13 protein-coding genes are annotated in these 13,744 nt (G+C 59.2%); 4 read left to right on the top strand and 9 right to left on the bottom strand.

What is annotated here, in order from left to right; genetic code table 11:
• Positions 1–87 precede the first annotated feature (87 nt).
• From J2Y83_RS03230 to ychF, 3 genes are all read left to right on the top strand, one after another.
• On the top strand, positions 88–687 hold the full coding sequence (locus J2Y83_RS03230; protein WP_247397494.1) for a 50S ribosomal protein L25/general stress protein Ctc: 600 nt from the start codon (positions 88–90) through the stop codon (positions 685–687).
• Between the two features lie 166 nt (positions 688–853).
• Positions 854–1,438, top strand: coding sequence for an aminoacyl-tRNA hydrolase (pth, locus tag J2Y83_RS03225; RefSeq protein ID WP_017844407.1), 585 nt, complete (start codon positions 854–856; stop codon positions 1,436–1,438).
• 22 nt (positions 1,439–1,460) lie between these two features.
• The gene (gene ychF / locus J2Y83_RS03220) at positions 1,461–2,561 is read left to right on the top strand and encodes a redox-regulated ATPase YchF (RefSeq protein ID WP_253393312.1); all 1,101 of its coding nucleotides are present in this window, start codon (positions 1,461–1,463) and stop codon (positions 2,559–2,561) included.
• A gap of 74 nt (positions 2,562–2,635) precedes the next feature.
• On the opposite strand, the gene J2Y83_RS03215 is transcribed toward ychF, so the two are convergent.
• The 9 genes from J2Y83_RS03215 to J2Y83_RS03175 all read right to left on the bottom strand — a co-directional run bounded on the left by J2Y83_RS03215 (position 2,636) and on the right by J2Y83_RS03175 (position 12,143).
• The gene (locus J2Y83_RS03215) at positions 2,636–3,223 is read right to left on the bottom strand and encodes a hypothetical protein (protein WP_253393311.1); all 588 of its coding nucleotides are present in this window, start codon (positions 3,221–3,223) and stop codon (positions 2,636–2,638) included.
• 3 nt (positions 3,224–3,226) lie between these two features.
• The gene (locus J2Y83_RS03210; RefSeq protein ID WP_253393310.1) at positions 3,227–3,670 is read right to left on the bottom strand and encodes a DUF3592 domain-containing protein; all 444 of its coding nucleotides are present in this window, start codon (positions 3,668–3,670) and stop codon (positions 3,227–3,229) included.
• Positions 3,671–3,841: 171 nt separating this feature from the next.
• Entirely contained in the window at positions 3,842–5,254 is a 1,413-nt protein-coding gene (locus J2Y83_RS03205) for an aldehyde dehydrogenase family protein (RefSeq protein ID WP_253393309.1), read from the bottom strand.
• Positions 5,255–5,264: 10 nt separating this feature from the next.
• On the bottom strand, positions 5,265–6,308 hold the full coding sequence (locus J2Y83_RS03200; RefSeq protein ID WP_253393308.1) for a homoserine dehydrogenase: 1,044 nt from the start codon (positions 6,306–6,308) through the stop codon (positions 5,265–5,267).
• 177 nt (positions 6,309–6,485) lie between these two features.
• The gene (locus tag J2Y83_RS03195; RefSeq protein ID WP_247397475.1) at positions 6,486–6,923 is read right to left on the bottom strand and encodes an Lrp/AsnC family transcriptional regulator; all 438 of its coding nucleotides are present in this window, start codon (positions 6,921–6,923) and stop codon (positions 6,486–6,488) included.
• A 22-nt stretch (positions 6,924–6,945) separates the two neighbouring features.
• Positions 6,946–8,325 carry a threonine synthase gene (gene thrC, locus J2Y83_RS03190; protein ID WP_253393307.1) on the bottom strand — a complete coding sequence of 460 codons (1,380 nt, stop codon included), beginning with the start codon at positions 8,323–8,325 and terminating at the stop codon, positions 6,946–6,948.
• A 16-nt stretch (positions 8,326–8,341) separates the two neighbouring features.
• Positions 8,342–9,232: a LysR substrate-binding domain-containing protein gene (locus tag J2Y83_RS03185; protein ID WP_046384765.1), complete on the bottom strand. Its 891-nt coding sequence runs from the start codon at positions 9,230–9,232 to the stop codon at positions 8,342–8,344.
• Positions 9,233–9,283: 51 nt separating this feature from the next.
• Positions 9,284–10,714 (bottom strand): amino acid permease, encoded by a 1,431-nt coding sequence (locus tag J2Y83_RS03180; RefSeq protein ID WP_253393306.1) that lies wholly within the window; start codon positions 10,712–10,714, stop codon positions 9,284–9,286.
• 151 nt (positions 10,715–10,865) lie between these two features.
• A complete protein-coding gene (locus J2Y83_RS03175) occupies positions 10,866–12,143 on the bottom strand; it encodes a cystathionine gamma-synthase family protein (protein ID WP_253393305.1) in 1,278 nt (425 codons plus the stop codon).
• A 559-nt stretch (positions 12,144–12,702) separates the two neighbouring features.
• Between J2Y83_RS03175 and J2Y83_RS03170 the strand changes: the two genes are divergently transcribed.
• Complete coding sequence (locus J2Y83_RS03170) at positions 12,703–13,629, top strand: sigma 54-interacting transcriptional regulator (protein ID WP_301294880.1); 927 nt, start codon at positions 12,703–12,705, stop codon at positions 13,627–13,629.
• The last annotated feature ends 115 nt before the right edge of the window (positions 13,630–13,744 follow it).

Genomic DNA, 13,744 nt, shown 5'->3' with positions numbered 1-13,744 from the left:
ATTGTTGGGGCGGGGCTTTTTTGCCCATATCGCCTTTAGCGCTGGTCGCAAACGCTGGGGCGAATGTGGTTATTTTGGAGATACAACATGAACGAATTTATTCTGAATGCTGAAGTGCGTTCCGACCTGGGGAAAGGTGCGAGCCGCCGCCTGCGTCGTCTCGCAAGCCTGGTTCCAGCTGTAGTTTACGGTGGCGAAAAAGCCCCTGAATCCATCAGCATGCTGGCTAAAGAAGTTGCCAAACTGCTGGAAAACGATGCGGCCTACAGCCACATCATCTCGCTGAACATCGGCGGCACCAAGCAGAACGTCATCATCAAGGCGCTGCAACGTCACCCAGCTAAAGGCCACGTGCTGCACGCTGACTTCGTTCGCGTCGTTGCCGGCCAGAAACTGACCGCCATCGTGCCTGTGCACTTTGTTGGTGAAGAAGCTCCGATCAAGAAAGGCGGCGAAGTTTCGCACGTTGTTGCCGAGATCGAAGTGACCTGCCTGCCGAAAGACCTGCCTGAGTTCATCGAAGTCGACCTGTCGGCCATGGAAATCGGCGAAATCATCCACCTGTCCGACCTCAAAGCCCCTAAAGGCGTTGAGTTTGTCGCACTGGTTCACGGTGATGACAAAGCGGTTGCCAACGTTCACGCTCCACGCGTTGCTCCAGAAGCTGAAGAAGGCGCTGCAGAGTAATTCACTCTGTATTGCCGGAGCTTGAGGAAACATCGCGGACCGAAACGTAGCGAGAAAGCGGGCGATAACGCGGCGTTTACTCTTGGGTAAATGATCTCTTGTCGTCCACTTTCGCCGCACTCAGGTCGGCAATGTTATCCACAACTCCAAAGGAAGGGCCCCTGTCGTGACTGCCATTAAACTGATCGTTGGCCTGGGAAATCCAGGCGCCGAATACGAACAGACCCGGCATAACGCGGGGGCCCTTTTTGTTGAGCGCATCGCCCACGCCCAAGGTGTAAACCTGGTGGCCGATCGCAAGTATTTTGGCCTGACCGGACGCTTTTCGCATCAGGGTCAGGATGTTCGTCTGTTGATTCCCACCACCTACATGAACCGCAGCGGCCAGGCTGTCGCGGCGCTTGCGGGGTTCTTCCGGATCAAACCCGAAGAAATCCTGGTGGCCCATGACGAACTGGACCTGCCACCCGGCGTTGCCAAGCTCAAGCAAGGCGGCGGGCATGGCGGGCACAATGGCCTGCGCGACATCATCGCGCAGTTGGGCAATCAGAATACCTTTTACCGTCTGCGGCTCGGCATTGGCCACCCAGGCGTTGCCAGTATGGTTTCAAATTTCGTCCTGGGTCGTGCGCCACGCGCCGAACAGGAAAAACTCGATGCCTGCATCGACTTTGCCCTCGGCGTGCTGCCGGATATCCTCGCCGGGGAATGGAACCGTGCGATGAAAAACCTGCACAGCCAGAAGGCCTGACTCTTTTCCGAGGGGAAACACCATGGGATTCAATTGCGGCATCGTCGGCCTGCCCAACGTCGGCAAATCCACCCTGTTCAACGCGCTGACCAAGTCCGGTATTGCGGCGGAGAACTTCCCCTTCTGCACCATCGAACCCAACACGGGTATCGTGCCGATGCCGGACACGCGCCTGGATGCACTGGCGCTGATCGTCAACCCCAAGCGCATCCTGCCGACCACCATGGAGTTCGTCGACATCGCCGGCCTGGTGGCCGGTGCGTCGAAAGGTGAAGGCCTGGGTAACAAGTTCCTGGCCAACATCCGCGAAACCGATGCCATCGCCCACGTGGTCCGCTGCTTTGAAGACGAGAACGTGATTCACGTCTCCAACAGCGTCGACCCGAAACGCGACATCGAGATCATCGACCTGGAACTGATCTTCGCCGACCTCGACAGCTGCGAGAAGCAACTGCAGAAAGTTGCGCGTAACGCCAAGGGTGGTGACAAGGACGCCGTGGTCCAGAAAGGCCTGCTGGAGCAACTGATCGCTCACTTCACCGTGGGCAAGCCGGCACGCAGCCTGATGAAGACCATGAGCGCTGACGAGAAGGCCGCGGTCAAGGGCTTCCACCTGCTGACCACCAAGCCGGTGATGTACATCGCCAACGTCGCCGAAGACGGCTTCGAGAACAACCCGCTGCTCGACGTGGTCAAGGCCATCGCCGACGAAGAAGGCGCGATCGTGGTTCCGGTGTGCAACAAGATCGAAGCGGAAATCGCCGAGCTCGATGACGGCGAAGAAAAGGACATGTTCCTCGAGGCCCTGGGCCTGGAAGAGCCTGGCCTGAATCGCGTGATCCGCGCCGGTTACGAAATGCTCAGCCTGCAGACCTACTTCACCGCCGGTGTCGAAGAAGTCCGCGCCTGGACCGTCAAGGTCGGCGCCACCGCGCCACAGGCTGCCGGCGTGATCCACACCGACTTCGAAAAAGGCTTTATCCGCGCCGAAGTGATCGCCTACAACGACTTCATCCAGTACAAGGGTGAAGCCGGTGCGAAAGAGGCCGGTAAATGGCGCCTGGAAGGTAAGGAATATATCGTCAAAGATGGCGATGTGATGCACTTCCGCTTCAACGTGTAAGCGTTGTCGGAATCAAAGAAGCCGCGTTTATTCGCGGCTTTTTTGTGGGCGCTATATCGACCCGCTCTGCACGACTAGAACAGATAGCCCATGCTGATCACGGCGCCACCACCGGCCTGCACGCCAGCGTTCATGCCGGCCATGACCACCGCGCCCTTGGCCGACTGCAGCAACTGCCGGTTGACCGTGGCGGAGGCAATGAGCGAGGTCGCCGGGTTGGCGCTTAGAACCGCCGCCAACGCCAGCAGCTTGGGATCAAGCCCGAACAAAAGCGCCATGGCCGAACCGCCGACCACCAGCCCCGCCCCCACTTCGGTATACAGGCAAGGCCCGGTGATGTCGTCACTGGTCAGGTCACGGCCGACCAGGGCGTCGCTGACAAACACCATGCCAGTGCTAGGAAAAGCCTCCGCCGCACCGGCTGCCCCTACGCTCTTACCCTTGACTTGAATATTGATCTTGCCGAAACGCGGCAGGCGCGCGCCAAATCCGAGCCCCACCCCGACGCCGCCGTAGCGGTAGCTGACGTTCTCGCCCTGGGGCGAACGCAGGATGATCGAACCGCCACTGCCCGCCACCAGGGCGATGGTCAGACCGCCACCGCTGGCGGTCTGATACTGCCAGCGACTGGCATTGAGCGGGATCGGGATGTTGTAGCTCATCGTTCAAAGTCCTTTATGTGAATGAACTGCGCCGCGACCGCGCTGACCGATGCCCCTTAACAGGCCGGCAAGGGTGAACAACAGCCCCATACAACCGAGTAACCCGGGAGTGGCCCACAGTGCGGCAGGGGTATCGACCACGGCGCTACTGGCCGGCTGCTCGGGCAGGTAATACACCCGCACCGGCTGACCCTGCTGATAGCCAAAAATAAAGCCGCCCTGGGGGTAGGAAATCTTTTCACCACTGCGGGTGGTGAAGGCGATCTCGGGATGCGAACCACCGGCATTCAAGCGGCTGACGATGCCATCGGCGGTCTGTGCGTGGGCGAGGAATTCGCGTCGTTCAAGCGTGAGATTGACGGCAATGCCCAACAAGACGATACCAATCAGGGCAAAGAGCAGCCCCTGAAGCATCGTCCCGAGGCGTGACGGGGTGAGGTTAGCCATGGCTTGTCTCGGTATTCGTCCATGAAAGAGGCCGGTCAGGATAACAAGAACCACCGGGAGGTGCCTGTGCGACGCGGCAGATAATGCACGGCTGATGCTAGAAAAGAGCATTGGGCGGGTGACCAGACCTTCCCAATGCCAAACGACCTGGTTTTATTTGCCTTGAATCGCTTAACCCAGGGTGTTCAGACACACCACTTTGGGCTGGGTCATTTCCTCATAGGCAAAGCGCACCCCTTCCCGGCCGAGGCTGCCGTACTTGGAGCCGCCAAACGGCATCGCATCGAAACGATAGTCGGACGAGTCGTTGATCATCACGCCACCCGCCTCGATCCGCCGCGCCGCACTCATCGCCGTCGCCAGATCATTGGTGAAGATCCCCGCGTGCAGGCTGTATTCGGGTTCATTGGCCAACGAGATGGCCTCGTCGAAGGTTTCGAAAGGCTGCAACACCACCACTGGGGCAAACACTTCGTTGCGCCACAGGCGGCTGGCATGATCGACGTTTTCCAGCACGGTCGCGGCGTAGCACGAACCCTGGCGCCGGTGGCCGCAAAGTAACCGGGCACCGTCCTTCAACGCTTCGTTTACCACCTGCTCGGCGTTCTGCGCCGCTTGGGGGGTAATCATCGGGCCGATGTCGGTGCTGGCAAGCCATGGGTCGCCGGTCACCAGTTTCTGCGCCAGGCTGACGAAGTGCTCGCGGAACAGCTCGTAGATCGAGGCCTGGATCAGCAGGCGCTGAGTGCCGATGCAGTTCTGTCCCGCCGCCCAGAAGGCCCCGGACAGGCAACTGTCGACGGCGGCCGCAAGGTTGCAGTCCGCCATGACGATCACCGGCGCATTGCCGCCCAAGTCCATGGCGAGCTTCTTCAGGCCGGCCGTGCGGGCAATTTGCTCGCCGGTGACGAAGCCGCCAGTAAAGGAAATCATCCGCACCTCACGGCAGGCGACCAAGGCCTTGCCCAGTTCCGCGCCGCCGGTGGCGACAGTGACCACCGACTCGGGCAACCCGGCCTCAACCAGATACGAGACCAATTTGATCGCCGACAACGGCGCCAGCTCAGACGGTTTGAGAATCACCGCGTTGCCGCCGGCAATGGCCGGACCGAGCTTGTGCGCCACCAGATTCAATGGATCGTTGTACGGGGTGATCGCCACGATCAGGCCCAGCGGCTCGCGGGAGAACCAGCCCTGGCGCGACTCGGAGCCCTCATAGGCATCGAACGGCACCACTTCCCCGGCATTGCGCCTGGCCTCTTCGGCAGAAAGCTTGAGGGTGTTGACGCAGCGCTTGACCTCTTTTTCCGCCTGTTTAAGGGGCTTGCCGGCTTCTTCGACAATCAGCCGGGCAAATGCCGGGGCATCGCGTTCGATGTGCAAGGCGGCCTGTTCGAGAATGCGTGCCCGACGATGACGCGGCAGTTCGGCGCAGGCTTGCGCACCGCTGCGACCCCGCACCAGCAACTGCGGCACCTGCGATGCACAGACATCCGCGACGGTCCCGATAACAGTCCCGTCAAAGGGGTTGAAGACTTCGATGTGCGGCGCCACGGCAGCCAGCGCAAGACTCGATCGTTTCACAGGCGTTCTCCTAGTTGTGCGCAACAGACTGATGGATGCTGATGATGTCCGACAGCAACGCAAACGCTGTTTCCGTGCGCCCAGCTCCCGGCCCCGAAACCGTCACCGCACCGAGCAGATCGGTGGCGAACGACACAGCATTGGTGGCGCCGCAGATACCGGCCAGCGGATGATCATGGTTCAACAGGCGCGGCTCGACACTGGCACTGACCGAACCATCGGCATGCCGCGTGACCGCGCCGATCAGCTTCCAGCGTGCCCCGTCCTGCCGGGCTTTTTCGATGTCACCAAGGCCGAGTGAGGCAATACCGCGGCAACTGACATCGTTGACGTTCAGCTTGGCGTCCAGCAGTTCGTTGGCCAGAATTACCACCTTCAGACGGACATCATGCCCCTCGACATCCGCCGTTGGGTCGGCTTCGGCATACCCCAATGCCTGTGCCTCACTGACCGCCTCGGCGAAACCCAGGCCGCCTTCCATGCGGGTCAGGACGAAGTTGGACGTGCCGTTGAGAATCCCCTCGAAACCGACAACCGAACTGCCCGCCAGCAACTGCCTGGCGAGGCGGATCACTGGTGTGCCGCTCATCACCGAACCTTCGTATTCAAAGGCGACGTTATTGCGCTGGGCCAGGTCTTTCAGCTCGCCACCGTGCAGGGCAATCGGCCCCTTGTTGGTGGTGACCACATGTTTGCCGTTCTCCAGCGCCCAGCGGCAGAACGAAGTCGCCGGCTCGCCATCCACCGGGTTGGTAAAGGTCGCTTCGGCAATGATGTCCGCACCGGACGCTTTGATCACCGCTTCGTTGAGGGCTACGGCTTCGCCACCCGGCAGTTGCGCAAAGGCACCCTTGACCGCCGGAAGATGGGCCAGCAACGCCGCATCCAAGCCGTCGAGACCGATCACCGAACCGAGGAACAGATCAGTGACGCCGACGATTTTCAGGGTAAAACCCAGTTCGTTTTTCCAGCTTTCGTTACGCTCGGCAATCAGCTGAGCCAACGCCCGGTTGACACCACCGAAGCCGACCAGCGCCAGTTTGTATTCAGTCATATTTTTATTGCCCTTGATCTGAGTGATGGGTTGTTGGGCACTAGATTAGGGACGCGTCCTGGGCAGTGAAATATGCCAATTTGCTCTATTTCATGGGCGTTTTGACCAGTGCCTGGGCAAAGCGTCCGGGCATAAAAAAAGCCAACCGAGGTTGACTTTTTCACAGCAAAAAACCGGCTAGACGACAGACGATAAAACGAATGAAGTCACCGTGTTTTCCACTCCCGGCAGCGCGGAGATTTCATTCCAGACCTTATGCACCCGCTCCGGGCTCGCAGCGCCGACGCGCAGCATCAGGTCAAACTCGCCGCTCATGACATCGCACGCGATGACTTCCGGTATTGCCCGCAAAGCCTGCAGCACATCCGCGCCGCGCATGCGGTCGTAGCGATAGACAAAAATCACCGCATTGATGCTCGAAGAGGCTTGTCGCCCCTCCCCCGTGCGCACCGTATACCCCTGTATCGCACCGTCGCGCTCGAGCCGTTCGATCCGTTGGCGCACGGCATTGCGCGACAGATTGACCTTGGTCGCCAGCTCGGCGTGGGCCGCCCGGGCATTGAGCCGCAGCTCGGCGATGATACGTTCATCGAGCGGGTCCAGAATGCGCTTCACGTGACCTCCTATTGCAACGCCGTCACAGCGCGCCGAGCAGCTGATGGAGGGTGTCGAGGTCGTCCGGTTGAATTCGGTAATGCTGTGCCGGTCGCGGCTCTGCGAGCGGGCTGTGTGGCGCCGGCGCACCGATCCCCAGTTCGCCGAGCAGCACGGCCGATTTGGCCGGTGAGATTTCCCCCAGGGTGACCATCGGCGCGACCAGGCTGCGCCGGTACAGTCGAGCTGCCAGGACGCCGGTGGCGGTGTGAGGATCAATGACGTAACCGGTGTCACGGTACAGCGAGGTCATTTCCTGCAGGGTTTCGTCATCGCTGACCGCGTAGGAGTCGATGATCATCCGCGCCTGCAACCAGCACTCGTTGGCGATGGTCATCTCGCCGCTGGATTCGAACGCGGCCATCAGCGCGCTCACCGCCTGATCGTCATGCCCGTAGAGCTCCCAGAGGAAACGTTCAAGGTTGGAAAAAATCGACAGGTCCATGGCCGGCGACAGCGTCTTGTTGGTTCGCAACCTGGAGTAGTGGTTCTTCAGAAACAACTGATGCAATGCGTCGTTCTGATTGGTCGCAACGATCATCTGGGTGATCGGCAGGCCCATTTTCTGCGCAATGTAACCGGCATAGACCTCGGCAAAACTCGCGGCGGGCACGCTGAAACCAATCAGACGCTGAGCGCCTCCCAGTTGCAGCACGGCGTGGAAATAAAACACCAGTTGCGCCAACACACTGACCCAGTTGCTGGAGTTGAAACTGACTGCCTCGTGCTGCGTGCATGGCCACTGCCGGAACAGCCGGTTCACGATGGTCTGGCACTCATCGAAGCTACCGTTGACCGCGAACGTGTGGACATTCGGGTGAGCCACCGCCTGCAGATGCTGCAACTGATGCTGTGGTACGCCGGACGCCGGATAGAACACCACCACGACGGCGTCGTCACAGTGCTTGAACGCCTCGATGGCCGCCAGCCCGGTATCACCGTTGGTAGCGCCGAGCAGCACCGCGCGTCGCTGGCGTTTGTGCAGAAAATACTGCACCAACTGCGCCTGCAACTGGGCGGCAAAATCCTTCGAGGAACGGGTAGGTCCGTGGAACAGCTCCAGCACCCACTCGTTGCGGTCGACCTGATGCAAGGGCGCCACGGAGCGATGACTGAAGCGGCGGCTCGCCTCTTTGAGCATGCGTTTGAGATCCACCTCAGGGATGGCCCCACCCACAAACGGACTCATGACCCGATAGGCCAGTTCGTCATACGGCAAGATCGACCAATTGGCCATGTCCTGGGGTTCGAACAGCGGTAACTCGAAGGGCACGAACAGTCCGCCGTCCTCGGCAATGCCGGATAACACGACTTTTTCGAAATCGACCTGGATGGCCGAACTTCGTGTACTCACATAGTGCATGGTTGACCCCGGCCATTCATTTGTAACGATGTGCCTGCTCGACCAGCCAGGTAGAAAACATGACCGCGTCGGGATGCTGGTCGGCCCCCGAACCGCGGACCAGATAAAACGATTCGCTGGCTTCGATGCGCTGGGCGAAGGGTTCAACCAGACGCCCGTCCTGGAGCATTTCGTCGACCATCGAGGAGCGGGCCAGGGCAATCCCCTGCCCCAACTCGGCCATGCGCAAGGTGCAGATCAGCGTGTCGAACTGCATGCCGGTCGACGAATCGACAGTGTCCGCTCCGACCATGTTCAACCAGTAACCCCAGCCCTCTTCGTAACCCAGAACATGCAGCAACGGATGGTGGGCCACATCGGCTGCGACCTTCAGCGGCGAGCGCGCCATCAGGGCGGGCGAGCAGACCGGAAACAAGGTGTCCCAGGTCAGCCGTTGCGAGACCAGGCCGGGCCATTGACCATGCCCCCAACGAATTTCCATATCGTCTTCGCCATCCAGCTCCTTGACCCAAATGTTGCTGATATAGCGGATGTAGACATGGGGATGGGCCTGACGAAAGTCGACCAGTTTGGGCGCCAGCCAATGGACGAAAAACGCCAGGCTGCCACGCACCTTGATCGGCCGGCGTTTGTGCTGGCCAAAAATCTCGTTGGTCCCCACCGCCAGCCGAGTGATCGCATCCTGCACCACCGGCAGATAGGCTTGGCCTTCCTCGGTCAGCCCCAAGCCACGGGGCAAGCGCTTGAACAGCGCCACCCCCAGATGGCTTTCCAATTGGCGGATCTGCTGGCTGACCGCGCCCTGGGTCAAAAACAGTTCCTCGGCGGCGTGGGTAAAGTTCAGACAGCGGGCAGACACCTCGAATGCCCGCAGCCAGTTCAATGGGGGTAACGGCTTTTGCTTCATGGTCTGGACCTCATTGACGCCCCCCGCACCGAGCACGCTTGCCCACCCTGTCTAGAATGCATCGGACGGTTGTGCCAAGGGGGCAAGCGACAAGCGTCGCTCGCGGCTCTTGCGGGTAATGTAATACACGAAGTAGCACCAGGCGATGAATGGCAAACCGAAGTACAGCGCCACCCGCTGCTCGGGGTCGAAAGCGATCCCGACGCAGGCCAGGCTGCAGCAGGCCAGCGCTCCCAGAGGCACCCACGGATAACCCCGGACGCGGAATTTGAGGTCGCGGACATCACCGCCATTGGCCACATAGTGACGGCGGAATGCGATCTGGCTCGCAGCGATGCTCATCCACACCACCACGACCGCCAGCCCGGAAATCGACACCAGCGCCAGGTAGACGGTGTCAGCGGCAAACACACTACTGAGCAACGAGGCGCCGCCGCCGAACATGCTCAATACGATGGCATTCAACGGCGTCCCCGTGCGGGTCAGGTTAGAGAACTGCTTAGGCAGGTGTCCCTGGTCGCTTAAGGTCCAGAGCATCCGCGAGGCCGCGTACAACCCGGAGTTGGCCGCAGACAACAGCGCCGTGATGATCACGAAGTTCATGATGTCGGCGGAGTAAGGAATGCCGATGTAGCTGAACACAGTGACAAACGGACTCTCCACCAACCCGGCCTGCTCGCGGGGCAACAGCGTCGCCAGGACAAAAATGGTGCCGACGAAAAAGATCGCCAGACGCAACACAGTCGTGCGAATGGCCCGTGGCACATTGCGCTGAGGGTCCTTGGTTTCACCGGCAGCGATACCGATCAACTCCGTACCGGAGAAGGCGAAGGACACCGCCAACAGGGTCATGGCAATCGACATGAAACCGGTGGGGAACAAGCCCTCGCGGGTGAAGTTACCCAGGCCGGCACTGTGCGCCTGATCGATATGCAACAGGCCAAGAATCGCCGCGCCGCCGATTATCAGGAACACCACCACCGTCACTACTTTGATCAAGGACAACCAGAACTCGGTCTCGGCAAACAAACGCACCGAGATCACGTTGGTCAGGAACACCACGCCAGCGAACAGCGCACTCCAGATCCACACCGGCGTGTCCGGGAACCAGCGCACCATGAGGATACCGGCGGCGGTGAATTCCGAGCCGATGGCCACGGTCCACGTCAGCCAATACAGCCAGGCCACGGTGTAGCCGGTACCCGGGCCGAGAAAGCGCGTGGCGTAGGTGCTGAAGGAGCCGGTTTCCGGCATCTGCACCGCCAACTCGCCCAGGCACATCATGACCATGTAGACCATGAGCGCGCCGATGATGTAAGCAATGACCGCACCTAACGGACCGGCCTGGTTAACGGTGTATCCGGACGTGAGAAACAGCCCGGTACCAATCACGCCGCCCAATGCCAACATGACAATATGGCGCGTCTGCATTTCCTGTTTGAAACCGGCACGCGGGTTGAGTTGCTGTTCTTGTATGGACATGGTTGTTCTCATGAAAGTTGGCGGGGCACGCATTAACGTCTGCGCTGAGTGATTGGGCAGAGTCAAAAAATGTCGCCACTGGGTTTTATTATTATTCCGCTTCATGAACGCCTCACTAACGGCCCTGTCGTGAGGGAGTAACGTTAAAACTTCAACTGGCTACCTCAGTGCACGTTTGATTGATTGAGGGCTGTTTGCTTGCGGGTAGCTGTTCACCCCGTGAATGCCTGACAAAGGCAAACGCCTGCTGCAGATCGTCGAGCAAATCATCGGTGTCTTCGATGCCGACGGAGACGCGTACCAGCCCTTCGGAGATACCCAGGGCCAGACGTTCCTCCAGCGTGTTTTCCACATGGCTGGTGGTCCGAGCCGGCCCGTAAATGGTTTCCACCGCGCCAAGATTGCCCGCGCAGTGAGCAAAGCGCAGGCGCGGCAACAGCACCTTGACCGTGTCCATGCCACCGACCAGAACAAAACTGACGATGGCGCCGAAACCGGACATTTGCGCACACGCCACCGCGTGGTTCGGGTGACTGGTCAAGCCGGGATAATTCACCGACGCCACCAACGGTTCGGTGCAGAGAAACTCTGCCAGGGCGCGGGCACTGTGTTGCTGCTGACGCAGACGCAGCACCAGCGTCTTCATGCCGCGGATGATCATGTAGGCCGAGAAGGGATCGAGCGTCGCACCGTTGATTTCGCGGTAATGCCGCACCTTTTCCATCAACGATTCGCTGCCGCATACCAGGCCGCCGAGCACATCGCCATGACCACTGAGAAACTTGGTCGCGCTGTGGATGACCACGTCCACGCCCAGCGCCAGCGGGTTTTGATTCAGCGGCGTGGCGAAGGTGTTATCCGCCACCACCACGGCACCGACGCGCTTGGCCGCAGCCACCAGACGCTGGATATCGAGGATTTTCAGGGTCGGGTTGGTCGGTGTTTCCAGGTACACCAACTGGCAGCCTTTGGCGATTTCACGCTCGATCTCCTCGTGATCGAACGTCTCGCACAAGCTCACCTCCACACCCATGCGCGGCAGGAACTCTTCGAAAATCTTGTTGGTGCCGCCATAGCTGTCCTTAGTGGACACCACACGATTACCGTGGGCCAGGAAGGTGTAAAGCACACTGCTGATCGCCGCCATGCCACTGCTGAAGGCCACGGCGGACTCGGCATTTTCCAACTCGCGGATTTTTGCTTCGAGGGTCTCGACCGTCGGGTTGCTCATGCGGCTGTAGATAAAGCCCGGAGCGTTGCCCAGAGCAACGTCGTACCAGACGTCGATGTCGTCGTAACCGTAAGCGGCACTGACCACGATAGGTGTTTGAGTGGCATTGTAGGGGTGCCTGACTTGCTCCCCACCCCAGACCGCTCGGGTCCCCGCTCCGGCGTTATCAAGCCTTGTGCTGTCAGGTTTATTATTCATTAAGACTACTCGCACTGAGTGTGGTGAATGTTGAGTCATTAATCGGATCTGGCGGCCAATATATTGAAAACCCGTGCGCCCGAGAAACGATGTTATCGGTGCCAAAGGGCTGCTTTTTTTAATGGCTATCAATGTGCGGAGTGAGGGGGGCAACCCTGGCGGCTTTTTGTGCGGGTAGTGGGCTGTCTAGCCGGCTCATTTAACGTGCAAACGTAGATTGCGGTAGAAGCCGCACGATAAAAGGGCGATGCATCAAGAGAGTGAAACATCGCCACACATTATAAAATAACAGGCATTCTAGAACACACACCGCAACATATCTGCCCCCTCATCAGACTCCCCAACTATTCTTCATCACTCTAAGATTTGTCTTACACTAACCACGGGCAACTAGCCCAAGCAGCACTTGCAACTTTATAGTTCTTGCGGTTCAAATACCCGAGCGTCTCTACAGCTCAAGCAGCGCATCATGACAACACTAAGGTTTCCTGTTTAACTGCGCGCCGGACCATAGGTTAATTGCCCCCCTGAAGTGGCAACAGTATCGGAGCACAACACTATGTCGACGCTCTGCGAAAACGGTCCTATAACGGACATGGCCTTTAGCGATTGCCCGGTCATCGAAATGACGGTCAACAACACGGCCGTTCTCGATATCGACATTCTGCTATTGGGAGAAACCGGCACAGGTAAAGATACGTTGGCGCAACGCATACACCACCTGTCCCGTCGCAAAGGAAACTTCGTTGCAGTTAACTGTGCTGCCATCCCGGAAACCCTTGCGGAAAGCCAATTGTTCGGCGTCAACAGCGGCGCCTATACGGGCGCCATGCAATCGCGGGCGGGGTTTGTCGAAGCCGCCCATCTGGGCACCCTGTACCTCGACGAAATCGACAGCATGCCGCTGTCACTGCAAGCCAAGCTGTTACGTGTATTGGAATCGCGCGGGGTCGAACGCCTGGGTTCCACACGCTTTATCCCGGTAGACATGCGCGTGATCGCCTCGGCCCAGCACGCCTTGCACGAAATGGTCGAGCAAGGCACTTTCCGACGCGACCTCTACTTCCGTCTGAATGTCGTCAATATCCACCTGCCAGCCTTGCGGGATCGGCGAGAGCGGATCATTCCCTTGTTCCTGAGCATGATTGAGCAAGAGGCCGAGCACTTCCGGCTCGCCGCACCTTCGCCCCCCGGCAAGCAGCTATTACAACAACTGCTGTGCCACCCGTGGAAGGGCAATGTGCGCGAACTGCGCTCGACGGCCAAGCGCTTCGTGTTGGGCCTGCCGCCGTTATCAACGGCGGTGATAACCCGACATGAACTTGAAATGAACCTGAAGACGCGACTGCAACAGATGGAGAAATCGCTGATTGAAGAGTCGCTTCGTCAACACGACCACTGTGTGGACAGTGTGGCAATAGCGTTAGGCGTCGCCAAGCGAACGCTCTACCACCGAATAAAGCATTTGGGAATATCACTAAGCTGAGACATGACAACCTTGCCGAACGTAAATACACTTTTTGAAACATACCCACCCGCCATCCATGGAACGCATAAAAAACATCAACCACATAAGTTATGGAACAGCGGTGCAAGTGTGC

Source organism: Pseudomonas marginalis, assembly GCF_024169655.1.
Classification (GTDB): Bacteria; Pseudomonadota; Gammaproteobacteria; order Pseudomonadales; family Pseudomonadaceae; genus Aquipseudomonas; species Aquipseudomonas paraveronii.
This window is presented reverse-complemented; position numbering and strand designations above follow the sequence as displayed.

Bases quoted from the DNA above. Each gene is read 5' to 3' on its own strand.
- J2Y83_RS03230 (WP_247397494.1), top strand. From the start codon at position 88: ATGAACGAATTTATTCTGAATGCTGAAGTGCGTTCCGACCTGGGGAAA.
- ychF (WP_253393312.1), top strand. From the start codon at position 1,461: ATGGGATTCAATTGCGGCATCGTCGGCCTGCCCAACGTCGGCAAATCC.
- J2Y83_RS03215 (WP_253393311.1), bottom strand. From the start codon at position 3,223: ATGAGCTACAACATCCCGATCCCGCTCAATGCCAGTCGCTGGCAGTAT.
- J2Y83_RS03210 (WP_253393310.1), bottom strand. From the start codon at position 3,670: ATGGCTAACCTCACCCCGTCACGCCTCGGGACGATGCTTCAGGGGCTG.
- J2Y83_RS03200 (WP_253393308.1), bottom strand. From the start codon at position 6,308: ATGACTGAATACAAACTGGCGCTGGTCGGCTTCGGTGGTGTCAACCGG.
- thrC (WP_253393307.1), bottom strand. From the start codon at position 8,325: ATGCACTATGTGAGTACACGAAGTTCGGCCATCCAGGTCGATTTCGAA.
- J2Y83_RS03185 (WP_046384765.1), bottom strand. From the start codon at position 9,232: ATGAAGCAAAAGCCGTTACCCCCATTGAACTGGCTGCGGGCATTCGAG.
- J2Y83_RS03180 (WP_253393306.1), bottom strand. From the start codon at position 10,714: ATGTCCATACAAGAACAGCAACTCAACCCGCGTGCCGGTTTCAAACAG.
- J2Y83_RS03175 (WP_253393305.1), bottom strand. From the start codon at position 12,143: ATGAATAATAAACCTGACAGCACAAGGCTTGATAACGCCGGAGCGGGG.
- J2Y83_RS03170 (WP_301294880.1), top strand. From the start codon at position 12,703: ATGTCGACGCTCTGCGAAAACGGTCCTATAACGGACATGGCCTTTAGC.